We start from the raw sequence: 24,898 nt of genomic DNA on the forward strand, positions 1-24,898 counted from the left end.
GATCGTCATTGCTTGTGGCCCGGAACCGAACCGACCCTTCGGGTGGCTCGCCGCCCCACAGCGACGCAAAAGAGTCTACGCAGGCCCTCGACAGACGTCAAACCAGACCCCGGACCCTCGCTGTCATCGGCGATCCGGGACCTGGGCGCCCCGTCCGGGCGGCTTGTCGGCCCCTCGTGTGCGCGTTCGAACAGGTCGCCCGCGCGTCCACGTCGGCTTCTTTGTCCGGAAGGAGTCTATCCGTCGGGCTCGGCCGGGATCAAGGGTCCCCCAGGCCGGCAGAACCTGTGGGAACGCCGAGGGGCGGCCACCGGCAGTGGGTGGCCGCCCCGCTTCACCGCCGTGGGTTCAGCCCCGGAGGATGACTCCGCCGATGTTGCGCTTGCCCTTGCGCAGGACGACGTACCGTTCCGCGAGCAGGTCCCCGGCAGCGACGACGGCGTCCTCCTCGGTGACCTTCACGTTGTTGACGTAGGCCCCGCCCTCCTTGATCGCGCGGCGGGCCGCCGACTTGCTGGGGGTCAGGCCGCTCTCGGTGAAGAGGTCGACCACACCGGGCAGTTCCCCGACCGGGACCTCGGTCTCGACCTTGGGCACTTCCGAGAGCGCCGCCTCGAGTGTGCGCCCGTCCAGTTCACTCAGGTCGGCGCGGCCGAAGAGGGCCAGGCTCGCGTCGACGACCTTGCGGCACTCCTCCTCGCCGTGCACCAGCGTGGTGAGCTCCTCGGCCAGAGCACGCTGGGCGGCGCGGGCCTGCGGACGCTCCTGGGTCTGGCGCTCCAGCTCCTCGATCTCCTCGCGGGAGCGGAAACTGAAGGTCTTGAGAAACCGGACCACGTCGCGGTCATCAGCGTTGAACCAGAACTGGTAGAAGGCGTACGGCGAGGTCAGCTCCTGGTCGAGCCAGAAGTTGCCCCCGGACTCGCTCTTGCCGAACTTGGAGCCGTCGGCCTTGGTGAGCAGGTTGAAGGTGAGCCCGTGCGCGGCGCCGTGCGGCTCGTTGGCGTCCATGCGGCGTACCAGGTCCAGGCCCGCGGTGATGTTGCCCCACTGGTCGGAGCCGCCGGTCTGGAGCGTGCACCCGTAGCGCCGGTAGAGCTGCACGTAGTCGTAGGACTGCAGCAGCACGTAGCTGAACTCGGTGTAGCTCATGCCGTCGCCGTCGAGGCGGTTCTTGACGGTGTCCCGGGCCAGCATCTGGTTGATGCTGAAGTGCTTGCCGACATCACGCATGAGTTCGAGCGCGCTGAGCTCTCCGAGCCAGTCGGCGTTGTCGGCCAGGATCGCGTCGGTGGGCCGTTCCGTCTCCCCCTCGGGGGTGAAGCGCAGGAAACTCGAGAGCTGTCTGCCGAGCTGTGCGACCCATCCCTTCACCGTCTCGCGGGAGTTGAGACGGCGCTCGGCGCTGGGCTTGGGGTCGCCGATGAGGCCGGTACCCCCGCCGACGAGGGCGATGGGACGGTGACCGGCCTGCTGGAAGCGGGCCAGGGTGACGATCTGGACGAGGTGGCCGACGTGCAGGCTCCCGGCGGTGGGGTCGAACCCGCAATACAGGGTGATCGGACCATCGGCGAGCGCCTTGCGGAGAGCGTCAAGGTCGGTCGTCTGCGCGAGCATGCCGCGCCACTGGAGTTCGTCGATGATGTCGGTCACTGTATTGCTTTCTGTTGCGAGGCGGGTCGAACCCGATCTGCCGTGATTCCGGGAGGAAGAGCGCTGCGCCTTCACCCGGTATCGCTCACTCCCACGTTATCGGGTGCGGGCACGGTCCTGGTCGCGGTGGTACCGCGCATTCACCGTACCCGGGCCTTGCCACACATGGTTAAGGAAATTAACTTCTTTGGTGGGCCCGATCCCGGGGCCGGACGAGACCGGAGGAGAACCATGCGCCATTTCGACCGACCAGGGGCATGCCTCACCCACGACCTGGACGGAAGAGGCCCCATGCCGGTGACTTGCGGGCCCGAGGACCTGGAGAAGCTGAGCTGCGGGGCGCAAGGCGATGCCTAGAGCCGGTGTGACCCCCGAACGGGTGGCCCGCGAAGCCGCGCTGCTCAGTGATGAGGAAGGGTTCGACGCACTGACCCTGTCCGGTGTCGCTCAGCGATTCGGGGTCTCGGTGCCGAGTCTGTACAAACACGTGGAGGGCCTCACCGGTCTGCGCCGGGCGGTGGCCCGCTCGGGGGTCCAGGAACTCGGTGCCTGTCTTCGAGAGGCCGTCGACGGACGTTCCGGCGCCGATGCGTGGCGGGCGTTCGCCCACGCCTATCGCTACTTCGCGCACACCCGCCCCGGCCGGTACACGGCGCTGCAGCGCGCACCGCTGTTGCCTTCCGGGACCGAGAGAGCGCCCCTCTCCCCCGATCCGGTGTCCGTGCTCACGGAGGTACTGCAGGGCCTCGGTGTGACCGAAGGCAGAGGTGTGCCGGTGATACGGGCGCTGCGCAGCGCGCTGCACGGGTTCGTGGATCTGGAGGCCAACGGCGGGTTCGGGCTCCCCGAGGACGTGGACACGAGCTTCGACGTGCTCGTGGAGGGTTGCGTGCGGATGGTCGTCCCCGACGCGGACGACCATGCGTGAAGCCCTCGGTCAGGGGTGCCGTCACGTACGGTTCCAGCCGTGAGCCACGCTTGAAGGGCACGAACGTCCTGCCCCGTGGAGCGGGGAACACAATGTTGGAGTCCCTTGAGATGTCGAAGAAGTCTTCTCTCCGGAGCGGCAGGTCCGGTTCGCGGCGGCCCCGTTCCAGGACCACAGCGGCCCTGAGCGCCGTCGTCGCCGTCATTGCGGTGGCTGTGGTGGCGTTGCAGCAGTCGGGTGTGATCGACCTCGGCAACGGACCGGCCGGGGACACCTCCGGCGGCGCCCCCTCGGACACGTCCGTGGACCGGGCACAGGAGCAGCTCGGGCAATTGCGTATCGAGGACGAGGAGGATCCGCCCGGGTACGACCGGGCGCTGTTCCCCCATTGGGACAGCGGGGTCGAGGACAACTGCACGACCCGGCAGGTGGTGCTGGAGCGCGACGGCGAGGACGTCGAGGTCGACGACGACTGCCAGCCGGTCTCGGGCAGCTGGGACGGCCGCTACGACGACGAGGTCCTCACCGACGCACAGGACGTCGACATCGACCACATGGTCGCGCTCAAGGAGGGCTGGAGGTCGGGTGCCCACGCGTGGACGACCGAGGAACGTCAGCGCTTCGCCAACGACCTGGACAGCACCCAGCTGTGGGCGGTGAGCGCCTCCAGCAACCGGTCCAAGGGGGACGCCGACCCGGCCGATTGGATGCCCCCGTCGGAGGAGGTCCACTGCGACTACGTGGCCTCCTGGATCGAGGTCAAGCACACCTGGGACCTGACGGTCGACCCGGACGAGGAGCAGGCACTGCGCGAGGTGCTCCAGGGCTGCTGACCCCGCCCTCTCAGGCGGGTGAAGCGGCGATGCCCCGGGCCGCGGCCATGAGCTCGTCGGTCCCCACGAGGCCGGAGGGGTCGCGTACCTCGACCGCGACCCCGGTCTCGGGGACCCAGAACGCCTCGGCGTCCCCGTGCAGCCCCGGTGCTCCGCCGTGGTCGAACTCGGCGAGCGCCCAGTCCTCGGCCCGCTCGTGGTACTCGGTGAGGAAGGCACGGGTGGTGTCGAGGTCGGCCAGGCGGTCACCACGCATCACCAGGACCTGGAGGACCACCCGTGCGGCGCCGTCCTCCAGGCGTTTCTCCCACACGCGGCTGTTGAAGGAGACCTCACCCCACTCGTAGGTGAAGTCGGAGGTCGAGGTCCCCTCGGTGGGTGCGGGCAGGTGCCCGATGGTGAATCCGTCCAATGTTCCTCCTCGGGGCGCCGCCCCCGCTGCCGTGAGCGTGAGCGCGAGTACGAAGGCCAGGGCCGATGCGGCCAGGCGGACCAAGGGCATGGGTTCCTCCCGTGGACGGTGACGGGGCCTTCCCGCACCGACGACGCCCATGGTGAGCTCTGCCCGGGCCGCTTTCCAGAGTGCCTTTCGTGCCTGTGGACAACTCCGGCACGACACACCGCCCTGTCACTCGGCCAGACCGTACTCCTCGGCGAGGAACTCCGCGATCGCCAGGGACGAGGTGGCCGCCGGCGAGGGGGCGTTGCGCACGCACACCACCCGGTTGTGGGTCTCGACGCGGAAATCGTCCAGGAGCCGGCCGTCACGTCCCAACGCTTGGGCGCGTACCCCGGAAGGCGCCGGAACGAGATCGGCGTTCCCGAGCTCGGGGATCAGACGCCGGGCCTGGGAGGCGAAGGCGGCGGTGGAGGCGGACACGAGCATCTCGCGGGCGCCCACGCTCCAGTAGCGGCGGGCCAGACGCCAGGTGCCGGGCCATCTCAAAGTGCGGGCGAGTTCGCGTGGACGCCAGTCGCGCCCGCTGTAGCCCTCGTCCGCAGTGGCCAGGACGGCGTTGGGCCCGGCCATGACCTCACCGTGGACGTGGCGGGTCAGATGCACACCGAGGAAGGGTTGGTGGGGGTCGGGGACAGGATAGACGAGGCCGTTGACGAGGTGGCGGCTCTCCGGGACGAGCTCGTGGTACTGGCCGCGGAAGGGGACGGTTCGGGGGTCCTCGGGCGCGCCGGCCATACGGGCGAGGCTGTCGGTCTGCAGACCTCCGCAGACCACGATGCGGTCGAATCGGTGGATGGCGCGTTCACCATCGGCCTCGCCGGTGAGGACCTCGACCCGGCTGTGGTCCTGGCGCAGGTCGAGGACGGGGGTGTTGAGCAGGATCAGGCCGCCCGCGCGGCGCACGTCGTCGGCGAGCTGTTCGGCGACGGCGGCATAGTCGGTGATGGCGGTCGAGGGCGAGTGCAGGCCCGCCACTCCCCTGGTGTGGGGTTCGATCTCGCGCAGCCCCTCGGGGCCGAGGCGGGTCACGCCGGGAACACCGTTGTCCTTGGCGCGGCGTTCGATCTCCTCCAGTCGGGCCTCGTCCTCGGCGTCGGCGGCCACGAGCACCTTGCCGGCCTCGCGGTAGGGCAATTCGTGTTCGGTGCAGTACTCCTTGAGCAGATCGGCCCCGCGCCGGCAGAGGGTGGCCTTGAGCGACCCGGGCCGGTAGTACAGGCCCGCGTGCACGACGCCGCTGTTGCGTCCGCTCTGGTGTGCGGCGACCCGGTCCTCCTTCTCCAGGACGGTGACCCGTCCCCCGGGCGTGCGAAGGGCGATCTCCCGGGCCAGGGCCAGACCCACGATCCCCGCCCCGATGACTCCGATGTGTCCGGTGCTGCGCATGGCCGAACGCTAGCAACGGCGATTGTGCAGTGGGCCACCGGGGCTGGGTACCTGCGTCACAGGGAGCGCAGACCGACCAGGACCGCGTGCAGGAGGTCGGAATGGCCCAGCGAGCGTGTGGGACCGCAGCGTTGCAGGGAACCCTCGGCGAGCATCTCGGCGGCGATGGCGCGGACCTGCCCCAACGGAAGACCCAGTTCCGCCGTGAGTTCGACGACCGTGCTGGCGCGTTCGGCGTGGTTCAGGATCGTCTCGCGTTCGGGGCGCAGCCACTCGTACCGGCCCGGGGTGCGGGCGGCCACGACCCGGCTGAGCATGTCCAGCTGCTCGACGGGCCCGTCGGGGCGGGAGGTGTTCACACCCGCGTCCACGGCGAAGGGACGCAGGAACCGTTCCTCCTCTCCCTCGGGCGGTGCGAGTTCCGCCGGTGCCCTGCGGGTGAGAGCGACGGTGGACTCCTCCTGCGGTTGCTGTCTCTCAGCGTTCACGGTGACCCCCCTGGTGTCCGGGCACGGTGGATGGGGACCCGTCGTACGGAGGGTCCCCCGGGGCGGGGTTCGGTTCTTGCGCTTGGAAGCCCTCGCCGGGTGTGGGCGGGTCCATGGGTTCGAGGGGACCTGAGATGTGGGAAGGGTCGTTCCAGTAGGGAACACCGGGCAGCGGTCCGGAGTCCCGGTCGCCGCCCGGCTGTGCTGCGGCTGGTTCTTCGGGCCGACTCGTGGGAGGTGTCCCGGTCCGTTCCGGGGGCGGCGTTGCGGGCTGCCCGGTGGGCGGTGTCGCGTGCCGGCCCGTGGTCGGGGTCCCCGACGGTCGCGCGGGCGGCGCTACGGGTTGCCGGGAGCGCGGGGTACGCACCGGCAGCGGCGGCCGCCCTCCGTCGGGTGCGGGCGCGCCGTGCGGCTCCGGGTGTTCCCGGGGCACGGGTGTGTCCTGCGCGTCCCCCGGAAGGGGCCGCTGCGGACCGGTCCCGGCAGGGTTGCGAACCGCCTCCGGGGAGCCGAGCCCCGCGGGGACCCGGGGTGTGCGTTGGGGCAGGGGACGCTGCGATCCGCTGGGGGCGGGTGTGTCGAGCTCCTGCCGGCGCCCGTCCGGGTTCGGGGTGCCTGAGGCCTCGATGCCCGGAATCGGGGTCTCGGGGGGTTCGAGCACGGACTCGGGGATGAGGGTGGTGGCACGTGTGCCGCCGTACGGGGACGGCCGCAGCCACACCTGGACCCCGTGGCGCTCGGCGAGGCAGGAGACGACGAACAGGCCCAGACGCGGGTCTTCGGGCAGGGCCATCACGTCGAACTCCGGAGGACGGGACAGGGTGTGTTCGGCCTTGGCGTATCCCTGTTCGGACATGCCCAACCCACGGTCCTCGACCTCGACGACGAGCCCGCCGACCACGGGCGAGCAGCTCACGTCGACGTGGCTCTCGGCCGGGGAGAACTGGGTGGCGTTCTCGACGAGTTCGGCGAGCAGGTGCACGACGTCGGCGACGGCCTGGCCGTGCATGAGGATGCGCGGCGCGGAGGTCAGACGGACCCTGCCGAAGTCCTCGGTCTCGGCGATGGCTGCGCGCAGCACGTCCACGAGCGGCCGGTGCTTGCTCCGGCGGCGGTTGGCCTGTCCGCCACCGAGGATGATGAGGTTGTCGGCGTAGCGGCGGCCCCGGGTCGCCAGGTGGTCGAGCTGGAACAGACGGTGCAGGGCGTCGGGGTCCTGTTCGTCGTGTTCGATCTCGTCGAGCAGGCGTAGTTGCCGTTGGACCAAGGCCTGGTTGCGGAAGGCCACGCCGAGGAAGGCGCGATTGGCACCCCGCCGGATCTCTGCCTGGCGGACGGCGGCCTCGACGGCGGCGAGCTGAGCGCTGTCGAAGGCCTCCGCGACCTGTCCGACCTCGTCCTCACCGCACTCGTCCAGGGGCGGCAGTTCGTCCTGCACCTCGACGCGTTCGCCACGCTGGGCTCGGTCGATGATCTCGGGCAGGTCGTCGTCGCGGTCGAGGATCTGGCCCCGCAGCCGGGCCAGGCGCCCGGTCAGGCGACGGGAGGAGCGCCCGACGACGGCGATGGCGACCATGCCGGCGACGAGGACCGCGCCCGCGGCAGCCACGCCCAGGGAGACACGCAGCAGGGCGGCGCTCCAGGCGAGGTCGACGGTGCGTTCGGTCTGTGCGAGGGCGAGTGCGTCGAGTTCGCCCAGCGCAGGGAAGGAGGACCCTTCCCAGTCGTCGGCGGAGACGTCGACGCCGGTATTGGGTTCGAGGACGGGTTCGCCGGTGGCGGTGACGGCCCCGGTCTCGATCAACAGGGGCCGGGTGACCACATCGCGGCTGAGTTCCTCGGCCCTGCCCCAGTCCTGGTCTCGGATCATCTCCTCGTGCTGGGAGCGGATGTCGGAGTGGAGCGAGTCCCCGGCCGCCTCCAGGGTGTCCCGGTAGGAAGCGGTCAGGTAGGTGAAGTGGGCGCTCTCCTGATGGTTCATCCCCCCGGCGGCGATCACCCCGGCGAGCAGGGCGTCTGCCTCGGAGTACTCCGATCGTGCACTCATCAGGTCGCTGGCCAGCACCGCGTCGGAGAGGTTCTCTCCCCCGTCGGTGGCGTGCACCAGTGCGGTGACGGTCTCCTGGAGCAGGTCGAGGATCTCCCCGTACTCGAGCAGTACACGCTCGCGGTTCGGGATGGCCTCGTCGATGCCCCGGCGCAGTTCGGCCACACCGGCGGGCGCCTCCTGCAGATCGGTGACGATGCGGTCGACCTCGCCGTCCCATCCCGCTCCGAGGTCGGCTGCGGCGGCCACGGCCTCCTCGAGCGCCTCGTCCGTGGACTCCCGCCCCTCCTCCAGAGAGGCGGTCTCGACGGCCGCCCGGTCGCCGCTCTCGACGGAGCCGAGCTGGACCAGCGCCTGGCGCCGTTCGGCCCGCAGCTCCTCCGCAGCGCCGGCGAAGATCTCCGCGCCGTCCTTGGCCTGGTTCACCGCGCCCATGAGCTGGACCGCCTGGACGGTCCCCACCGTCGCGACCACGAGCCACAGGGCAAGGAAGCACAGGCTCGGGATCAGCACGATGCGATTGAGTTGTCCTCGGATCGTGGGCGCGACGTCGCCTTTCTTTCGCATGGCCCCTCCAGCCGGTGCGTGTGCCGGACTCCTCCTCGGACGCCCCGGCGACTCTCGGTCGTGCCTGAGGCTATCGAAGTTTCATTGCTTTGCGTTGTCAAATAATCACTACTAGTTACATTCGTAAAGCTCGCAAGTCGCCGGAACGTGTGTTACCGGGAGGTTCCTGTCCAGGTGGGAGGGGCACACAACGCGACGGGGGGCCTACCACGTGTGTGTGGCAGGCCCCCCGATGTCGTTCGCGGGTCGGCGTGTCGCCGGTCAGGAATCTGGACGGTGGCGCGAACCCACCGGCGCAGGCAGCTCCTCCGCGGTGGGCGGCTGCTCCACCCCGAGGGAGTTGAGGATCTCCGCGTACCGGAGTGCGGCGATCTTGCCGAGCAGACTGTCGGCGCCCAGCGGATCACCCAGTCGCACGTCGAGCCGCTCCGTCAGCGCTTCCAGGCGCTCCCACGGCAGTTCCGGGCCCAGGGCGCTGGGGGCGATGACCGGGCGCTGCGAGCCTCCTTCGCGCAGCTGGCCGATGACACGCTCCAGGGCCTCCTCGTCGTCCAGGTCGGCGGGAAGCACGGTCACGCCCAGGCGGGCGGCCAGCAGCACGGCGGTCACACCGGCCGCACCCACGGCGCCCTCGCCGCCCACACCACCGACGACGACCCCGTCGGCCATCGTCGTGTTGCGGGCGACGACACTGATGAGACGCATCCGGTCCGCGCGCACCGAACCGGACTCGGCCAGCCGCAGATGCAGGACCTCGGCCAGCATGGGGTGCGGTCCCAGGCCCTCGGTGATGCGCACATCGGCACCGCTGTCGGCCACAGCACGTTCCACGGCGGCCGAGACCGCAGTGTGCGGAGCGGTGACGAGCGGAACAACGACCCCGGCCAGGGGACGCTCGCCGCCCTCGTCCAGACCGTTGAGCGCATCGGCCAGGGTCTCTTCCTCACCCTCGGTGTGTCCGTGGCGGATGTTCACTTCGGGGCGATAGGCGCGCACCAGATCGGCCATCCGGGCACCGATCGACTCACCGTCGGCGTCCTTGGCCTGTTCGGCCGTGCCGGGAACCGCCATGATCAGCGCCGGGGTCCCGAACCAATTGTCGAAGGACAGGGGGTTCCGGTGTCGGCCGGAGCGTCGCTTGGGCAGTTCGCGCGGGGGAAGTCGGTCAGAGTTTTGCATACCAGGGATTCAGATGAGAGGCGGATGGGGTGATCCGGGCAGATCAGAGCCAAGGTCACTGCCGCGACATTGTAGCGTTCAACACCACATTCACGAGCGCACCCACCGAACGTACACCCGGTGGATGCCCTGCGGCATCAGGCCTCAGCCCCGGATCTCAACCGCTCATCGCGGCCTGGCGGCTGCGCAGTACGTGCGTGACGAGCTCCACCAACACCTCCTTGCTGGACTTTCGCTCGCGGGCGTCGGCCGCCACCACCGGAACGTTCTCCGGGACGTCGAGCGCCTCTCGCACCTCTTCGGCCGAGTACTCGGTGGAGCCCTCGAAGCGGTTGACGGCGACGATGAAGGGCACGCCCTTGCGTTCGAAGAAGTCGACCGCGTGGAAGCAGGTGTCCAGCCGACGGGTGTCGGCCAGGACCACCGCGCCCAGGGCCCCCGCGGCGAGCTCTTCCCACATGAACCAGAACCGGTCCTGGCCGGGGGTTCCGAACAGGTAGAGGACGATGTCGGTGCCGATCGTGATCCGGCCGAAGTCCAGGGCCACGGTGGTGGTGGTCTTCTCCTCCACCCCGCCGAGGTCGTCCACCCCGTAACTGGCCTCGGTCATGACCTCCTCGGTGCTCAGTGGGGCGATCTCGCTGACCGAGGAGACCAGGGTCGTCTTGCCCGCGCCGAACCCTCCGGCGACGATGATCTTGACCGCGTGCGGAATCGCCTCTGTCGGCTGTGTATCAGAGTCTGCGGATGCCATCGAGTACCGCCTGAAGCACTTTCTTCTCGGGGAGTTCGGTCACGGGCGGGGCCGCCCGGGTGCGGAGGTCGCCCTCGGCGAGCAGGTCACTCAGGAGAACCCTGACGACGGTGAGGGGGATGTCGAGCCGGGCGGAGACCTCCGCGACGGAGACGGGTCTGCGGCACAGGCGCAGGATCGCCTCGTGCTCGGGCTCCCGGCCGTCCTCCTCCCGGTCGGAGACCGCCACCACGAGAGTGATCAGGTCGAGCTGTCCGCCCCGGCCGGTGGGTCTGGTGCGCCCCTTGGTCATGGTGTAGGGACGCACGAGCGGACCGACCGTGGAGCCGCCCACGACCCCCACGGACGTGTCCCCGCCGGCGCACGGGCCTCTTCGACCGCCGTCCCACGGATCGCCCGGCACCCTGTCTCGAGGCGCGGTCATGTCCCGGCTCCTCCTGCTGTCGTGAGGTGGTCCGACCTACGAGGGGCGGCCGTGAGGAACTGGCCGACCTGTTTGACCCTCAGGTTCATCTCGTAGGCGACCAGGCCGACGTCGGCCTCCTCCCTCGCCAGTACGGCGAGGCAGGCGCCGTCACCCGCGGCGGTGACGAAGAGGTAGGAGTACTCCATCTCCACGACGGTCTGGCGTACTCCTCCCCCGCCGAAATGTCGGCCCGTCCCCCGGGCCAGGCTCTGGAACGCCGAGGCCAACGCGGCCAAGTGTTCGGCGTCCTCGGGATCCAGGGTCCGGGAGCTGCCCAGCAGCAGGCCGTCCGAGGACAGTACGATCGCGTGCTCAGCACCGACCACCAGACCGACGAGGTCGTCCAGGAGCCAGTCGAGGTTGTCTGCGGCCTTGCTCTTGCCCACCATCTCAGTCGCTCTCTCCCGTGTGCTCGTCGGCGTCGCCGCCGACCTGACCGTCACTGCTTCGTTCGCCCCCCGTGGTCTCGGACTGCTCGTCCCGGCCGCGCCGGGTCCCCGCACTGAAGGCGTTCATCATCTGCCGCACCTGTTCGGGACCGCGTTCCTTGGGTGCGGCCCGTTCCTCCGCCCGGGGCTCCGCTTCCCCGGGCGGCTCCCGGCGCAGTTGGGGGGCGAGGTTGGCCTGGCGCCGGCGTCGGGGAAGCCCGGGACGCCCCTGCTCCGTGCCGACCCGGTCCCTGCCCCGGCGCCGGGGCAGGGGTGGTTGCGCACCTTGCTGTTCGGGGGCCGTTCCCGCCTCCCTCTCGGGGACGGTCGACAGATCGGGCACACCGCGCAGGACCGGCTCCGCGGAGGGCTCCGCCCCTTCCTCCTGCGGTTCGGGCACGGGACGCAGGACCGCGCGGGTAGCACGTTTCCCGGCCGAGGACGAGGGGTCGGCATTCTCGGGACCGGGCGCGGTGGCCGGGCTCTGGTCGCGGCGTGCCGCGCCGCCGAGGCGTGGACGCTCGGGGACCGCATCGGCCGAGGGGGCGATGAGGGCTCCGGGCACGAGCACCACGGCACGGGTCCCCCCGTAGGGCGAGGGGCGCAGTTCCACGGCGATGTCGTGTTTGGCGGCCAGGCGGGCGACCACGAACAGGCCCAGACGGGCGTCGACCCCAGCCGCCATGACGTCGAACTCCGGGGCCTCGGAGAGGGTGGTGTTGGACCGCGAGAGGGTGTCCTCGGTCATGCCCAACCCGCGGTCCTCGATCTCGACGACCACACCCTTGGGCACGGTCTCGGTCGCGATGGTGACCTCGGTGTGCGGGGGCGAGTAGGCGGTGGCGTTCTCGACGAGTTCGGCGAGCATGTGGATGACGTCGGCCACGACCGTCCCGGACAGGGACAGGTCCGGAATGGTGGTCAGGCGTACCCGTGCGTACTCGTCGCTCTCGGAGATCGCGCCCCGGAGGATGTCGACCAGCGGGATGGGATGGCGCCAACGGCGTCCGGGCTGGGCCCCGCCCAGGATGATGAGGTTCTCGGCGTGGCGGCGACCGCGTGTGGCCAGATGGTCGAGCTGGAAGAGGCTCTCCAGCAGGTCGGGGTCGTCCTCCTCGCGTTCGACCCGGTCCAGGAGCTGGAGCTGGCGCTGCACGAGCGACTGGTTGCGGTGGGCGATGCCCAGGAACACCCGGTTGACGCCCTCGCGTATGTCGGCCTGTTTGACGGCCGCGCTCACGGCGGTGCGCTGGGCGGTGTTGAAGGCGTCGGCGACCTGCCCGACCTCGTCGGTCCCGTGGTCGAGCTGATGGAGTTCGGTGTCGAGGTCGACGCTCTCGCCGGCTTCGAGGCGGCGCACGATGCGGGGCAGGTCCTTGCGGGCACTGCCGAGGGTCTCGGCCCGGAGTTTGGCCAGGCGGAAGGTGAGGCGGCTCGCAGTGCGCGCGGCGACCCCGTAAGAGAGGGCACCGGCGAACAGCGACAGGATTCCGCCGCCGACCGACACCGTCATCATCCACGAGGCGGCCGACTCGGTGGTCTCCACCACCGACCCGGCGCGGGCGTCGATGATCGCGGCGAGCTCGGTGTTGACGGGGTCGGCGTCCTCGCGCCAGTCGTCGAGGGTCTCGAGCGGGGACAGTTCGCTCTCCTGCTCACCGGTGAGAGGTTCGACCGTGACCTCGGGTTCGTGTGCCGCGAGGGTGTCGGCGGCCTCCAGCGTGTCCTGCCATGGGGCGCCGGAGAGCAGGTCCCCCGGTGCCGGACCGTCGACGGCGTCGGGGCCGGGGTGGACGGTGGCCACACGGTGGCGGGCGTCGGTGGTCAGCGCGGCGATGCGGTTCTGGTCGGAGCGGGTGAGCTCCTGTCCGGCGAGTGCGGCGCTGATGAGGGCGTCGGCGTGGCCGAAGCTCTCCTGGGCCCACATGAGGTCGGTGGTGGCGGCGGCCTCGGCGGCGGCGGTCCCGTCGTCGAGAGTGCGGGTGATGCTGCTGTAGAGGCGCACGCCCTCACGCAGCGCGGAGGTGTAGGTGCTCAGAACGGTGTCGATGTCGTCGGAACCACCGGAACCGGTACCGCGCAGCTCCTCGATCCCCTCGAGCGATTCGAAGAAACCGCCGACGAGGGTCCCGTTGAAGGGGGCTTTCCGGCCGCCGAGGTCCTCCCGCAGGGAACGGACGGTCTCCAGGGAGGCTTCGGAGTCCTCGATCCCCTCGGCCAGGGCGGTCTCACTCTCGCCCCCGGGGTCGGCCGCGTACTCGGCGTGCAGGCGGCGTTCGTTCTGCAGATCGGTGAGGGCGCGGGCGAGCTCGGCACCGGCGTCCCCCTCCGTGGCGGCCGCACGCAGGGAGACGGCTTGGGTGAGGGTACCGGCACTGATCACCACGAACAGCATCAGGAACGTGATGCTGGGGATCAGCACGATCTTCTTGAGCTGCGTCCCGATACCGCGGCGTGTGCCTCCTGACTGCCCCATGGTGCTCCTCCCGACGGATCGCGGACACCGGGGGTGGTGTGGACTGCGCAGGGATGGAACCGACGCGGACATGCGTCGATGACGGTGCGCACAGGAAGGACCACGTGTAGTGCCCGCAGGATCAGGACGCTATCGCACACCTACGCTCTGTGAGAGGGGAATCTCGAAACGCAATGAGCCCCCGTCTCACGAGCATCGATTCGTCGGTGCTCGTGAGGCGGGGGCCACGGGTGGACACTCCGGTCCGGGATCAGTCCTGTGCCGCGAAGGCCTTGCGGTGTTCCTGCACTCCGGCGCGCAGGCGCTCGAGCTGTTCGGCCACACGGACGGGGGCGGTGCCGCCCTTGCCGGAGCGGGAAGCGAGCGAGCCGGGCACCACCAGGACCTCGCGCACGTCCGGGGTCAATCGCGGCGAGATCTTCGCGAAGTCCTCGTCGGTCAGGTCGGGAAGGTCGATACCGCGCTCCTCGCACTCGCGTACGCAGGCGCCCGCGATCTCGTGGGCCTCGCGGAAGGGCACGCGCTCGCGCACCAGCCACTCGGCGATATCGGTGGCCAGGGAGAAACCCTGGGGCGCCAGTTCGGACATGCGGTCGGTGTGGAAGGTCAGAGTGGCGACCATCCCCGACATGGCCGGCAGCAGCAGGTGGAGGGTGTCGACGGCGTCGAAGACCGGCTCCTTGTCCTCCTGCAGGTCCCGGTTGTAGGCCAGCGGCAGGCCCTTGAGGGTGGCGAGCAGGCCGGTCAGGTCACCGATCATGCGACCGGACTTTCCCCGGGCCAGCTCGGCCACGTCGGGGTTCTTCTTCTGCGGCATGATCGACGAACCGGTCGAGAAGGAGTCGTCGAGGGTGACGAAGGAGAACTCCTTCGTGGCCCAGACGATGACCTCTTCCGACAACCGGGACAGGTCCACGCCGATCATCGCGGTGACGAAGGAGAACTCGGCGACCACGTCGCGCGCCGAGGTGCCGTCGATGGAGTTCTCGGCGGACGCGGGGAATCCCAGTTCGGCGGCGACGGCCTCGGGGTCCAGGTCGAGGGAGGAGCCGGCCAGCGCGCCCGAACCGTAAGCGGACACGGCGGCGCGGCGGTCCCAGTCGCGCAAGCGCTCGACGTCGCGCATGAGCGGCCAGGCGTGTGCCATGAGTTGGTGGCCCAGGAGCACGGGCTGGGCGTGCTGCAGATGGGTGCGGCCGGGCATGGCCGCTTCGGGGTGGGCGGCGGCCTGATCCGCCAGGGCCCCGACCAGGTCCAGGAGCCGGTCGGCGATGGCGCGCGCCTCCTCGCGGAGGTACATGCGCACCAGGGTGGCGATCTGGTCGTTGCGCGAACGGCCCGCGCGCAGGCGTCCGCCCAGATCGGGGCCCACTCGCTCCAGGAGGCCGCGTTCCAGGGCCGTGTGCACGTCCTCGTCCTCCAGGACGGGGACGAAGGCGCCCGAGGCCACGTCGGCCTCCAGACGGTCCAGGCCCTCGATCATGCCTTCCAGCTCGTCGTCGCCGAGCAGCCCCGCGCGGTGCAGGGCTCGGGCGTGGGCACGTGAACCGGCGATGTCGTGCCGGGCCAGGCGCCAGTCGAAATGGGTGCTCAGCGAGAGCCGGGCGAGGGCCTGGTCGGGGCCGCCCTCGAACCGGCCGCCCCACAGTCGCAGTGCCTCGGGCTGGTCCTCACCCGGCTGGTCGGTGCCGGTGTGGTCGGCCATGGCGGCCTCCTTCTGAATGCTTGTCGGTCGAGGATGTGGTCCCGGATCAGGGTCTTCGGTCGGCCAGGCGCAGCAGAGCGGCCGCGACGTCGTCACCGCCCTGGGGCTCGCGGGAGATGACGAGGATGGTGTCGTCGCCGGCGATGGTGCCCAGGACGGCGTGGAAGTCGGTGTGGTCGATGGCCGAGGCCAGGTATTGCGCCGCGCCGGGCGGGGTACGGACGATGACCATGTTGGCGGAGGCCTCGGCCGAGACCAGCAGGTCCTCTGCCAAGCGGGTGAGCCGCGCACCGGACACCTGGCCCAGATCGAGGGTGTCGGGGCGGGTGCGCTGCAGGCGCTCGCCCCCTTCCCCGGGCATGACGTAGGCCAGGTACCCGTCCGCGGTGCGGAGTTTGACCGCACCGAGTTCGTCGAGGTCGCGGGAGAGAGTGGCCTGGGTGACCTGGACCCCTGCTTCGCTCAGACGTCTGGCCAGCTCGCCCTGGGAACGGATGTCCGCGCTCTGCAGGACATCCGTGATCCGAGCGTGGCGGGCGGCCTTGGTCATCGGTGTGCCCCCGCCGGACTCCGTTCCGGTCACTGCTGGCCCACGAGCTCGTCTTCGGGTGTGTCCGCGACGTGGAGCAGGTAGGCCAGCAGTGCCTTCTGGGCGTGGCGCCGGTTCTCGGCCTCGTCCCAGACCGCGCTCCGGGGCCCGTCGAGGACCTCGGCGCTGATCTCCTTGCCCCGGTATGCGGGCAGGCAGTGCAGCACGATCGCCTCGGGACCGGCGGTCTCCATCAGAGCACTGTCGACGATGTAGGGCCGGAAGGGGGCATCGCGCTCGGCGGCCTCCTCCTCCTGGCCCATCGAGACCCAGGCGTCGGTGGCCACGACGTCGGCCCCCTCAGCGGCTGCGCGGGGATCGGTGGTGACGGTGGCCGAACCGCCGGTCCCCTCGGCGATCTGCTCGGCGCGAGCGAGCACCTCCCCGTCGGGGTGGTGGCCCTCCGGTGCTCCGATGCGCACGTGCAGGCCCGCGGTCGCGCCGCCGAGCAGGTAGGAGTGGGCCATGTTGTTGGCGCCGTCGCCGAGGTAGGCGAGTGTGCGGCCGGCCAGCTCGCCCTTGTGCTCCCGGATGGTCTGCAGGTCGGCCAGGACCTGGCAGGGGTGGAAGCTGTCGGTCAGCGAGTTGACGACCGGGACCCCCACGAGCGAGGCCAGTTCCTCCAGGTCCTTCTGCTCATAGGTGCGCCAGATGATGGCGGCGACCTGGCGTTCCAGGACCCGGGCGGTGTCGCCGAGCGGTTCACCGCGGCCCATCTGGGTGGTGTTCGAGTCCAGGACGAGCGGGCTGCCGCCCAGGTCGGACACCCCCACGGAGAAGGACAGGCGCGTGCGGGTGGAGGGCTTGTCGAACAGAAGCGCGACGGTGCGGGGACCGGCGAGCGGGCGGTGCCCGAAACGGTCGGCCTTCATGTCGTCGGCGATGTCCAGCACCCGGGCCTGTTCCGCGGGGCTGAGGTCGTCGTCGCGCAGGAAGTGGCGGGTCATGGCGTCTCCTTGGTGGCTGCGGCCTCTGCGGCGTCCAGGATGGTCGGCAGGGCCTCGATGAACACACCGATCTGCTCGGGTGTGATGACCAGCGGCGGGGCGACCCTGATCGCGTCGGGAGCGACCGCGTTGACCAGGAATCCCCGCACCGCTGCCTGTTCCTGCACATGTGCCGCGTGCGGTGCGGTGAGTGTGAGGGCGCGCCACAGGCCCACACCCCGCTGCCCGGAGAGCAGCGGGTGGTCCAGTGCGTCGATCTGCTCGGCCAACAGGTCACCCATGACGGTGGTGTGGGCGAGCAGCCCCTCCTGTTCGAGGGTATCGAGGACGGCGAGGGCAGCAGCGCAGGCCACGGGGTTGCCTCCGAAGGTGGAGCCGTGGTCGCCCTTGTGGAAGACGTCGGCGAACCGGCCCAGGCCGATGCAGGCGCCGATGGGCAGCCCGCCGCCCAGCCCCTTGGCGAGGGTGACCACGTCGGGGCGCACGTCATCGGCCTGGTGGGCGAACCAGTGGCCGGTGCGGCCGATGCCGCTCTGGATCTCGTCGAGGACGAAGGCGGCGCCGGTGTTGTCGCAGATCTCGCGGACCCCGGAGAGGTAGCCCTCGGGCGGGGGCACGACACCGGCCTCGCCCTGCAAGGGCTCGGTGAAGACGGCGACGCAGTGCTCGTCGACGGCCTCGCGCAGGGCCTCCAGGTCGCCGTGGGGAACGAAGCGCACCTCCATCCCGTAGGGGCCGAAGGGTTCGCGGATGGTGTCCTTGCCGGTCAGGGCCAGAGCGCCGGAGGTACGGCCGTGGAACCCGCCGGTGGCGGCCACGAAGTAGTGGCGGGCCGGGGGGGGGGCACNCACGTTTGACCAGCTTGAGGGCGGCCTCGTTGGCCTCGGTGCCGGAGTTGGCGAAGAAGACCTTGGCGTCCCCGCCCACGAGGGAGACGAGGCGTTCGGCGAGCTCGACCTCGCGCTCGTTGATGAAGAGGTTGCTGGAGTGGGCGAGTGTGGCCGACTGGTGGGCGACGGCCTTGACCAGGGCGGGGTGGCCGTGTCCGAGCGCGGAGACGGCGATCCCGGCGATGAGGTCGAGGTACTGGCGGCCGTCTGCGTCGTAGACCTCGCAGCCGCGTCCGAGGGTGAGGGCGATCTGGAGACTGCCGTAGTTCGGCATGAGTGCGTCCGTGAAGCGCTCGCGCAGGTCGCTGCTGCTGGTCACTGTGCTTCTCCGATGGTCTGGTCGGTCTGTTGGTGCCGCTGGGTCCGGGGCAGGTGTCCGTTCCCGCGGAGCAGGGCGGCCTCGAGCTCGGCGTCGGCGACCATCGTGCCCACGCCCTGGTCGGTGAAGACCTCCAGGAGCAGGGAGTGCGGGACACGGCCGTCGATGATGTGGGCCTGGGGCACGCCGCCCTCCACGGCCCGCAGGCAGGCCTCCATCTTCGGGAGCATGCCCGAGGAGAGGGAAGGCAGGAGCGCGCGCAGCTCATCGGCGTCGAGGCGGCTGATGAGCTCGGTGTTGTCCGGATAGTCGGCGAACAGTCCCTCGACGTCGGTGAGCATGATGAGCTTGCCGGCGCCCAGGGCGACGGCGAGCGCGGAGGCGGCGGTGTCGGCGTTGACGTTGTAGACACCGCCGTCGTCGGCGCGGGCGACGCTGGAGATCACCGGGATGCGCCCATCGCCGATGAGCGCGGAGACGGGGCCGGGCGTGACCTCGCGGATCTCGCCGACGCGGCCGATGTCGGTGGTCTCGCCGTCGACCTCGACCTGCTTGCGCTCGGCCTGCACGATGTCGGCGTCCTCGCCGGAGACACCGACGGCGAAGGGACCGTGCTGGTTGATCAGGCCGACGATCTCGCGATTGACCTGGCCGGTCAGGACCATACGGACCACGTCCATGGCTTCGTCGGTGGTCACGCGCAGGCCGGCGGTGAAGGTGGACTCCACGCCGACGCGGTCGAGCATGGCGTTGATCTGCGGTCCGCCGCCGTGCACGACCACGGGGCGCAGCCCGGCGTAGTACAGGAAGACGATGGACTCGGCGAAACGGACGCGCAACTCTTCGTTGATCATGGCGTTGCCGCCGTACTTGACCACGACGGTGCGGCCGTGGAAACGCGAGAGCCAGGGCAGTGCCTCGATGAGGTTGGCGGCCTTGTCCCTGGCCTCTGCCTGTTCCTCCGACTCTTCGGGCTGTGAGGGGCGCGCGATCATGTGTGGGCCTGCTCGTCCTCTGTGGTGGCGGTGTCCGCGGCGATCTGGGCGGCGAGATCCTCGCACACCTTCGTCAGCAGCGCGGCGACGGTCCGCTCGTCGATCGTGGTCTCGGCGGCCCCGCTGGCCAGGAGTACGACGGTGTCGCCGGGCCCGGTGAGCGGGGCGAGGGTGTGTGCGGCCACGGTCTCGACCAGGGCACCGCACTGCCCGGGGGTGAGTTCGGCGTCGGTGGTGAGTACGCACAAGGCGGTGCTCAGTGCTGCGTCGGGGCCCTTGGCCATACCGCCGGCGGTCACACCCTCGCCGCGCTGGAAGGCGAACTTGGCCACGGTGTCGGTGGTGCGCACCGCATCGGCGGCGGACAGTCCGCCCGACCGTGCCGCTTCGGACACGGCGTCGGCCACGGCCCGGCGCAGGGGTTCACCGTCGGGCCGGACCCCCGGGGCCCCGGCGGCACAGACGAGCACCTCGGCGGCCGAGTCCGACAGGGCCTCGGCGGTGTGCTCGGCCAGGGCGTGCACGGCCTGGAACCCGGCGGGGCCGGGGGCGGGGTCGGTGGCGCCGGTGTCGACGACCACGGCGCGCGCACGGCCGCCGCTGACGACCTGGCGCGACCACAGGACCGGTGCGGCGGGGCCCCCNGGCCCTTCGGCGGTGGTGAACACGGCGCCCGCTGCACGGGAGGGTCCGTCGTTGACGACCAGGGCCAGGTCCCGCGCCCCTTCGGGGCCGGTACCGGTGGCCACGCCCGCAGCGCGGAAGCCGCGCGGTGCAGAGACACTCACGGTGGAGCCTTTCTGGGTCACGGAGCCACCGCGGTGCGCGGGAGGCCGGTCGTTTCGGGCAGGCCGAGGGCGAGGTTGGTGCTCTGCAGGGCACCGCCGGCGGTGCCCTTGGTGAGGTTGTCCAGAGCTGCGACGGCCACCATGCGGCCGGCGTCGGGGTCGACGGTGACCTGGACCGCGGTGGTGTTGGCGGCCAGGGTCATGGCGGTGTTGGGCCAGGTGTCCTCGGGCAGCACGTCGACGAAGGGTTCGTCGGCGTAGGTGGCCTCGTAGGCGGCGCGGACCTGGGCGGCGGTGACACCGGGCTTGAGGGGAGCGGTGCAGGTGGAGAGGATCCCGCGAGGCAGGGGGGCGAGGACGGGTGTGAAGGACAGGGACACGCTCTCGCCCGCAACGGCGGTCAGGTTCTGGATGATCTCGGGGTTGTGGCGGTGTTGTCCGCCGACCCCGTAGGGACTGAGGGCTCCCATGACCTCGCTGCCGACCAGGTGGGGTTTGGGTGCCTTGCCCGCGCCGGAGGTGCCGGTGACCGCGACGACGGTCAGGTCGGGTTCCACGAGCTGTTCGGCCAGTCCGGGGAAGAGGCCCAGGGTGGCGACGGTGACGTGGCAGCCGGGCACGGCGATGCGGTGGGCCCCGGTCAGGCGCTCGCGTTGTCCCGGGAGTTCGGGAAGACCGTAGGGCCAGGTGCCGGCGTGCGGAGTACCGTAGAAGCGTTCCCAGGTGGCGGCATCGGTGAGCCGGAAATCGGCACCGCAGTCGACGACGAGCACGTCGTCGCCGAGCTGTTCGGCGATCTCGGCGGACTGCCCGTGCGGGAGGGCGAGGTAGACGACGTCGTGGCGGCGCAGCACCTCGACCGTGGTGGGGGCCAGGATCCGGTCGGCCAGGGGTCGCAAGTGCGGCTGGTGCTCGATCAGCGGGGTCCCGGCGTTGCTTCCCGCCGTGACGGCGCCGATCTCGATCTCGGGGTGGTCGAGCAGCAGACGCAGCAACTCGCCCCCGGCATAGCCGCTGGCTCCGGCGATGGCCGCCGTGTATCCCATGATGGTCTCCCCAATCGATCCTGACTGAACCATCATGCATTCGGCTGTAAATTTATGCAAGACCTCTGGAGCGCTCCGCCCTCGATGTGAGCGGTCTCTCTCCTGCCGGGGTCGGGGCATGCGCTGACGGCCCGGGGCCGGTCAGCGTCCGGAGATCCGGCCCGCCAGCCCCGCCAAGCGCGAGGTGTGACCGGCCGAGCCGGACTCGCGCCGGTCAGCGGTGCGGTAGAGCCCGTTGGTGACCCGGGTGCCGACCCAACGCAGGGGCTCGGGCTCCCAACCGCGGACCCGACGCCCCACCCACGGCAAGCGGGTCAGTTCGGTCTCCCGGCGCAGGAGCAGATCGCGCAGGGTGCGCCCGGCCAGATTGCTGGTGGCCACTCCGCTGCCGACGTAACCGCCGGCCCAGCCGAGCCCGCTCTCCGTGTCCAGGTCGACCGTGGGCGACCAGTCGCGGGGCGCGCCCAGCACCCCGGACCAGGCGTGCTCGATGGGGACCTCGGAGGCGTCGGGCAGCAAGCGGACCAAGGAATGCCACAGCTCGGCGATGGCGTGCGGCTGGGTGGCGCCCTCGGCGTCGGGCTCGGAGCCGAAACGGTGGGGCACGCCCCGCCCGCCGATGGCGATCCGGTCGTCGGCCGTGCGCTGTGCGTAGACGTAGGTGTGGGCGCTGTCGCCGAGGACCTCGCGGCCCTCCCAGCCGATGCGCTCCCACAGCTCGGCCGGCACGGGTTCGGTCGCGATCATCGAGGCGTGCATGGGCAGCCAGTCGCGGCGCAGACCGCGCATCGTGGCGGTGTAACCCTCGGTCGCGCGGATCACGTGGTCGGCGTGGACCGTACCGAGCTCGGTGACGGCGGCCGGGCGGGCCGCACCGCGCCGCGGACGGATCTCGGTGACGGTCGTGCCCTCGTACAGGTCCACACCCAGTGCTTCGACGGTGTCGGCCAGACCGCGCACGAGCTTGGCCGGCTGGACGCGTGCCGCATGGGGCGAGTAGGCGGCCGCGGTGAGCCCTTCCACCGCGACCCCCTGATCCTGGCCGGGGTCGACCATGTGCAGGTCGTCGGGCCAGTAGCCCCACTCCTGCAGGTGCTCGATGTCGCGGGTGAGCCGCTCGCGCTGGGCCGTGTTGGTGGCCACCAAGCGCATGCCGCCCTGGTGGACGTCGGCCTCGATGCCCTCGTCCCCGGCCACGCGCACGACCTCGTCCACGGTGCGCATCAGCGCGCGCTGGAAAGCGATCATCATGGCCTTGCCGTGGGAGCGGGCGTAGCGCTCGCGCGGGCCCGGGAACTCCGCCGACAGCCATCCGCCGTTGCGGCCCGAAGCGCCGAAACCCGCGAAGTAGCGGTCGACGACGGCCACCCGCAGGTCGGGCCGTTCCTTCTTGAGGTAGTACGCCGTCCACAACCCCGTGTACCCGGCGCCCACGACACAGACGTCGTAGTCGGCGTCGCCCCCGAGCGGTTCACGGCGCTGGGGCTGGCCGAGCTCGCGATACCAGAAGGAGACGGCGCCGTTGACAAAACGTGGGGATCGAGGGATCCGCCTCATCTGCGCGGCAGCAGTGAAGAGTCGCATCATTTCCCCCGGAACCTCTGTATCCACAGCCACCCCGCGTGGCTCCCCCGAACCTCACGCCAATTTACATGCGAAAGACGGATTGCGGGGCGTTTTCTGATGATTCGGGTAGATCCAGACCTTCGTCAACCGGGCTGACCGGACCTCGGGACAGATTCCGAAAACACTACGCAGATACACTGTCACGGAGCGTACGTGCGATTGTGGTGAGTTGTCGAACCCCGTCCTCCCCCAGAGGCTCGAGCACGTGTTCGCGCAGACGCCGGACGTGCCTTGCCCTGACCTCCTCGATGAAGGCGACCCCGCCCTCGGTGAGGGAGGCGTAGACGACCCGGCGGTCCTCCGCACAGTTCTCCCGCACCAGGTACCCCTCGCGCTCGAGCCGGTCGGCCAGCTTGGTGAACCCGCCGGTACTCAGACTGACCTCCCGTGCCAAGCGACTCATGGGAAGACGGTGCTCGGGGGTGCGCTGGAGCCTGATGAGGACCTCGAACCAGGGACCGGACATGTCTTTGCCGTCGGGGGTGATGCCGCCCAGCAACTTCGGCTGTATCGAGTTCATCGCCTCGTGCACCAACCCCCAGGCGGTGATGAGGTCGTCGTCGGTCGCGTGTACTCCCATGCCCGTCCCCTTCGTTTCGGCGGGGCACTCACGCACCACGCCTAAGAAGTATCTTCCTAGCAAACATTACTACATGAAGGAGAGCCGGGGACAAGTTTTCCGCAGTTCCACAAGACACAAAACGAGCCGGTGGCCCACCGCAACCGGCCTCGACCGATCACGAGGGGCCACCGGCGAACCGGACGTGGCCGTCGGGATCCTTTCAATGACGGGCGGCCACCGCGTCCAGCGCCCCGTACAGCGTCGAGGCGAGGTGGTCGATCTGTTCCCAGGTGATGATCAGCGGTGGAGAGACCAGCAGCGCATCGGGGATCGGACGAACGACCACTCCGCGGGCGCGGGTCTCGGCGAAGACCTCCGCCGTGGTGATGCCGCGCTCGGTCAGGGCCTCCTCGGTGAGTTCCACCGCGCCCATCACACCGACGCCCGAACGCACCTCCTCGACCAGCGGGTGGGCCTCCAACCCCCGCAAGGCACTGTCGAGATGGCGCTCGACCTCCAGCGAGACGGTGAAGAGGTCCTCCCGCTCGAGGATGTCGAGGTTGGCCATCGCCGCCGCGCAACAGGTCGGGTGGCCCGCGTAGGTGGTGCCGTGCACGAACGGGTTTCCCTCCTGGTTCCAGAAGGGGTCGGCGACCCGGCCGTTGACCACGACACCGCCCAGGGGCAGGTACCCGCTGGAGACACCCTTGGCGAAGACGATCATGTCCGGGCTGACACCGAAGCGCTCGATCCCGAACCAGTTGCCCAGGCGTGCGAACCCGCAGATGACGCTGTCGACGACGAACAGGACGTCGTACTGGTGGCAGATGCGGGCCACCTCGGTGAAGTAGTCGCGCTCGGGCGCGTACACACCGCCGGCGCCGATGACCGGCTCGGCGAAGAACGCGGCCACGTTCTCCGGCCCCACCCGCAGGATCTCCTCCTCGACCGCGGCGGCCGACTCGTGGGGGACCACGGAGGTGTCGCGGACCATCTCCCCGAAGCCGGTGCGGAAACGGTTCATCCCGATCATGCTGGTACCGAAGCCGTTGAGGCCGTGGTATCCGGCGGTACGGCTGATGAGGTGGGTCTTGTCGGCACGCCCCAGGGCGTACCAGTAACGGCGGGCCAGCTTGGCCGCGGTGTCGATGGCTTCCCCTCCCCCGGAAGTGAGCATCACACGGGGGTCGACCACGGGCGCGTGTGCGGCGAGGCGCTCGCTGAGCTCGATCGCGGGGACGTTGGCGAAGTCGTTGTAGACGGTGTACGCGTCCAGCGTGCTCATCTGGCGGTGGACGGCATCCGCGATCTCGGTGCGTCCGTGCCCTACGTTGCAATACCAGAGGCTCGACGTACCGTCCAGGAACCGGTCACCGGAGTCGTCCCACAGCCACACGCCCTCTGCGCGGGCCACCACGAACTCCGGCCCCTTGGCCACGGTGTTCATATCGCAGAACGTGTGCCAGAGACGGCTGGGCTCCCGGTGTTCTTTGGGAGCGAGTGCGGATGAGACAACCGTTTCGGTCATATGGCGACCTCCGAGCCGTGACTTGCGCAGAGCGCAGTGGATGAACCCAGGTTGAATCCGACCTACACCCGGACGTCCGGTTGCGGCAGGTGCTTGCAGGCTAAGCGTGATGAGTGCCTCACAGCAAGAGGCAAAACGAAGCTTCATGCCCCCAAACCCGAAGATCATGCGAGCTACCCCCGGCACTTCTCCCCAAAACCCGCCCTACGCAGGAAAAACAGCCTCGAAAATTTTTTGT

The 24,898-nt window shown here is 70.1% G+C and carries 21 protein-coding genes and 1 pseudogene; 2 read left to right on the top strand and 20 right to left on the bottom strand.

What is annotated here, in order from left to right; translation table 11 throughout:
- Nucleotides 1–348 precede the first annotated feature (348 nt).
- Complete coding sequence (gene tyrS / locus D473_RS0113780) at nt 349–1,653, bottom strand: tyrosine--tRNA ligase (RefSeq protein ID WP_017609648.1); 1,305 nt, start codon at nt 1,651–1,653, stop codon at nt 349–351.
- Between the two features lie 349 nt (nt 1,654–2,002).
- Between tyrS and D473_RS0113785 the strand changes: the two genes are divergently transcribed.
- Together D473_RS0113785 and D473_RS0113790 are read left to right on the top strand one after the other, a co-directional pair.
- Nucleotides 2,003–2,581, top strand: a complete 579-nt coding sequence (locus D473_RS0113785; protein WP_026126929.1) for a TetR/AcrR family transcriptional regulator — start codon at nt 2,003–2,005, stop codon at nt 2,579–2,581.
- 110 nt (nt 2,582–2,691) lie between these two features.
- Nucleotides 2,692–3,414 (top strand): HNH endonuclease family protein, encoded by a 723-nt coding sequence (locus D473_RS0113790; protein WP_026126930.1) that lies wholly within the window; start codon nt 2,692–2,694, stop codon nt 3,412–3,414.
- A 10-nt stretch (nt 3,415–3,424) separates the two neighbouring features.
- Here the strand turns inward: D473_RS0113790 and D473_RS0113795 are convergent, their stop codons facing one another.
- The 19 genes and pseudogenes from D473_RS0113795 to D473_RS0113885 all read right to left on the bottom strand — a co-directional run bounded on the left by D473_RS0113795 (nt 3,425) and on the right by D473_RS0113885 (nt 24,579).
- Nucleotides 3,425–3,916 carry a hypothetical protein gene (locus tag D473_RS0113795; protein ID WP_017609651.1) on the bottom strand — a complete coding sequence of 164 codons (492 nt, stop codon included), beginning with the start codon at nt 3,914–3,916 and terminating at the stop codon, nt 3,425–3,427.
- A gap of 126 nt (nt 3,917–4,042) precedes the next feature.
- Nucleotides 4,043–5,260: an L-2-hydroxyglutarate oxidase gene (lhgO, locus tag D473_RS0113800; RefSeq protein WP_017609652.1), complete on the bottom strand. Its 1,218-nt coding sequence runs from the start codon at nt 5,258–5,260 to the stop codon at nt 4,043–4,045.
- Nucleotides 5,261–5,316: 56 nt separating this feature from the next.
- Nucleotides 5,317–5,748 (bottom strand): DUF742 domain-containing protein, encoded by a 432-nt coding sequence (locus D473_RS0113805; protein WP_017609653.1) that lies wholly within the window; start codon nt 5,746–5,748, stop codon nt 5,317–5,319.
- Nucleotides 5,738–8,362: a sensor histidine kinase gene (locus tag D473_RS24875; protein WP_017609654.1), complete on the bottom strand. Its 2,625-nt coding sequence runs from the start codon at nt 8,360–8,362 to the stop codon at nt 5,738–5,740. The genes D473_RS0113805 and D473_RS24875 overlap by 11 nt, the downstream gene beginning before the upstream one ends.
- A 261-nt stretch (nt 8,363–8,623) precedes the next feature.
- On the bottom strand, nt 8,624–9,541 hold the full coding sequence (locus D473_RS0113815) for a sirohydrochlorin chelatase (protein ID WP_026126931.1): 918 nt from the start codon (nt 9,539–9,541) through the stop codon (nt 8,624–8,626).
- 157 nt (nt 9,542–9,698) lie between these two features.
- The gene (locus tag D473_RS0113820; protein WP_017609656.1) at nt 9,699–10,295 is read right to left on the bottom strand and encodes a GTP-binding protein; all 597 of its coding nucleotides are present in this window, start codon (nt 10,293–10,295) and stop codon (nt 9,699–9,701) included.
- Nucleotides 10,276–10,719, bottom strand: coding sequence for a DUF742 domain-containing protein (locus D473_RS0113825; protein WP_241474795.1), 444 nt, complete (start codon nt 10,717–10,719; stop codon nt 10,276–10,278). The genes D473_RS0113820 and D473_RS0113825 overlap by 20 nt, the downstream gene beginning before the upstream one ends.
- Nucleotides 10,716–11,150, bottom strand: coding sequence for a roadblock/LC7 domain-containing protein (locus tag D473_RS0113830; protein ID WP_017609658.1), 435 nt, complete (start codon nt 11,148–11,150; stop codon nt 10,716–10,718). Before D473_RS0113830 ends, D473_RS0113825 begins: the two co-directional genes overlap by 4 nt.
- A gap of 1 nt (nt 11,151) precedes the next feature.
- Nucleotides 11,152–13,665 (bottom strand): sensor histidine kinase, encoded by a 2,514-nt coding sequence (locus D473_RS0113835; RefSeq protein WP_017609659.1) that lies wholly within the window; start codon nt 13,663–13,665, stop codon nt 11,152–11,154.
- Between the two features lie 250 nt (nt 13,666–13,915).
- The gene (gene argH, locus D473_RS0113840; protein WP_017609660.1) at nt 13,916–15,370 is read right to left on the bottom strand and encodes an argininosuccinate lyase; all 1,455 of its coding nucleotides are present in this window, start codon (nt 15,368–15,370) and stop codon (nt 13,916–13,918) included.
- 46 nt (nt 15,371–15,416) lie between these two features.
- Nucleotides 15,417–15,953: an arginine repressor gene (locus D473_RS0113845; RefSeq protein WP_017609661.1), complete on the bottom strand. Its 537-nt coding sequence runs from the start codon at nt 15,951–15,953 to the stop codon at nt 15,417–15,419.
- Complete coding sequence (argF, locus tag D473_RS0113850; RefSeq protein ID WP_017609662.1) at nt 15,950–16,906, bottom strand: ornithine carbamoyltransferase; 957 nt, start codon at nt 16,904–16,906, stop codon at nt 15,950–15,952. The genes D473_RS0113845 and argF overlap by 4 nt, the downstream gene beginning before the upstream one ends.
- A pseudogene (locus D473_RS25740) lies at nt 16,903–18,115 on the bottom strand (acetylornithine transaminase). Before D473_RS25740 ends, argF begins: the two are co-directional and overlap by 4 nt.
- Nucleotides 18,112–19,110 carry an acetylglutamate kinase gene (argB, locus tag D473_RS0113860; RefSeq protein WP_017609665.1) on the bottom strand — a complete coding sequence of 333 codons (999 nt, stop codon included), beginning with the start codon at nt 19,108–19,110 and terminating at the stop codon, nt 18,112–18,114. The pseudogene D473_RS25740 and the gene argB overlap by 4 nt, the downstream one beginning before the upstream one ends.
- On the bottom strand, nt 19,107–19,898 hold the full coding sequence (locus D473_RS0113865) for a bifunctional ornithine acetyltransferase/N-acetylglutamate synthase (RefSeq protein ID WP_026126933.1): 792 nt from the start codon (nt 19,896–19,898) through the stop codon (nt 19,107–19,109). The genes argB and D473_RS0113865 overlap by 4 nt, the downstream gene beginning before the upstream one ends.
- 17 nt (nt 19,899–19,915) lie before the next feature.
- On the bottom strand, nt 19,916–20,944 hold the full coding sequence (gene argC, locus D473_RS0113870) for an N-acetyl-gamma-glutamyl-phosphate reductase (protein ID WP_017609667.1): 1,029 nt from the start codon (nt 20,942–20,944) through the stop codon (nt 19,916–19,918).
- A 141-nt stretch (nt 20,945–21,085) separates the two neighbouring features.
- The gene (locus tag D473_RS0113875) at nt 21,086–22,501 is read right to left on the bottom strand and encodes an NAD(P)/FAD-dependent oxidoreductase (RefSeq protein ID WP_017609668.1); all 1,416 of its coding nucleotides are present in this window, start codon (nt 22,499–22,501) and stop codon (nt 21,086–21,088) included.
- Between the two features lie 193 nt (nt 22,502–22,694).
- Nucleotides 22,695–23,150, bottom strand: a complete 456-nt coding sequence (locus D473_RS0113880) for a MarR family winged helix-turn-helix transcriptional regulator (protein ID WP_017609669.1) — start codon at nt 23,148–23,150, stop codon at nt 22,695–22,697.
- 202 nt (nt 23,151–23,352) lie between these two features.
- Nucleotides 23,353–24,579, bottom strand: coding sequence for an aminotransferase family protein (locus D473_RS0113885; protein WP_017609670.1), 1,227 nt, complete (start codon nt 24,577–24,579; stop codon nt 23,353–23,355).
- Nucleotides 24,580–24,898: the final 319 nt, after the last annotated feature.

The sequence above is a fragment of the Nocardiopsis xinjiangensis YIM 90004 genome, assembly GCF_000341145.1.
Lineage (GTDB): Bacteria > Actinomycetota > Actinomycetes > Streptosporangiales > Streptosporangiaceae > Nocardiopsis > Nocardiopsis xinjiangensis.

What these genes read in the sequence shown, in the direction of transcription:
- argH (WP_017609660.1), bottom strand. Translation starts at nt 15,370, where the DNA reads ATGGCCGACCACACCGGCACCGACCAGCCGGGTGAGGACCAGCCCGAG.
- D473_RS0113835 (WP_017609659.1), bottom strand. Translation starts at nt 13,665, where the DNA reads ATGGGGCAGTCAGGAGGCACACGCCGCGGTATCGGGACGCAGCTCAAG.
- lhgO (WP_017609652.1), bottom strand. Translation starts at nt 5,260, where the DNA reads ATGCGCAGCACCGGACACATCGGAGTCATCGGGGCGGGGATCGTGGGT.
- argF (WP_017609662.1), bottom strand. Translation starts at nt 16,906, where the DNA reads ATGACCCGCCACTTCCTGCGCGACGACGACCTCAGCCCCGCGGAACAG.
- D473_RS0113875 (WP_017609668.1), bottom strand. Translation starts at nt 22,501, where the DNA reads ATGAGGCGGATCCCTCGATCCCCACGTTTTGTCAACGGCGCCGTCTCC.
- D473_RS0113795 (WP_017609651.1), bottom strand. Translation starts at nt 3,916, where the DNA reads ATGCCCTTGGTCCGCCTGGCCGCATCGGCCCTGGCCTTCGTACTCGCG.
- argB (WP_017609665.1), bottom strand. Translation starts at nt 19,110, where the DNA reads ATGATCGCGCGCCCCTCACAGCCCGAAGAGTCGGAGGAACAGGCAGAG.
- D473_RS0113880 (WP_017609669.1), bottom strand. Translation starts at nt 23,150, where the DNA reads ATGGGAGTACACGCGACCGACGACGACCTCATCACCGCCTGGGGGTTG.
- argC (WP_017609667.1), bottom strand. Translation starts at nt 20,944, where the DNA reads ATGGGATACACGGCGGCCATCGCCGGAGCCAGCGGCTATGCCGGGGGC.
- D473_RS24875 (WP_017609654.1), bottom strand. Translation starts at nt 8,362, where the DNA reads ATGCGAAAGAAAGGCGACGTCGCGCCCACGATCCGAGGACAACTCAAT.
- D473_RS0113830 (WP_017609658.1), bottom strand. Translation starts at nt 11,150, where the DNA reads ATGGTGGGCAAGAGCAAGGCCGCAGACAACCTCGACTGGCTCCTGGAC.
- D473_RS0113815 (WP_026126931.1), bottom strand. Translation starts at nt 9,541, where the DNA reads ATGCAAAACTCTGACCGACTTCCCCCGCGCGAACTGCCCAAGCGACGC.
- D473_RS0113885 (WP_017609670.1), bottom strand. Translation starts at nt 24,579, where the DNA reads ATGAACACCGTGGCCAAGGGGCCGGAGTTCGTGGTGGCCCGCGCAGAG.
- D473_RS0113820 (WP_017609656.1), bottom strand. Translation starts at nt 10,295, where the DNA reads ATGGCATCCGCAGACTCTGATACACAGCCGACAGAGGCGATTCCGCAC.
- D473_RS0113785 (WP_026126929.1), top strand. Translation starts at nt 2,003, where the DNA reads ATGCCTAGAGCCGGTGTGACCCCCGAACGGGTGGCCCGCGAAGCCGCG.
- D473_RS0113790 (WP_026126930.1), top strand. Translation starts at nt 2,692, where the DNA reads ATGTCGAAGAAGTCTTCTCTCCGGAGCGGCAGGTCCGGTTCGCGGCGG.
- D473_RS0113825 (WP_241474795.1), bottom strand. Translation starts at nt 10,719, where the DNA reads ATGACCGCGCCTCGAGACAGGGTGCCGGGCGATCCGTGGGACGGCGGT.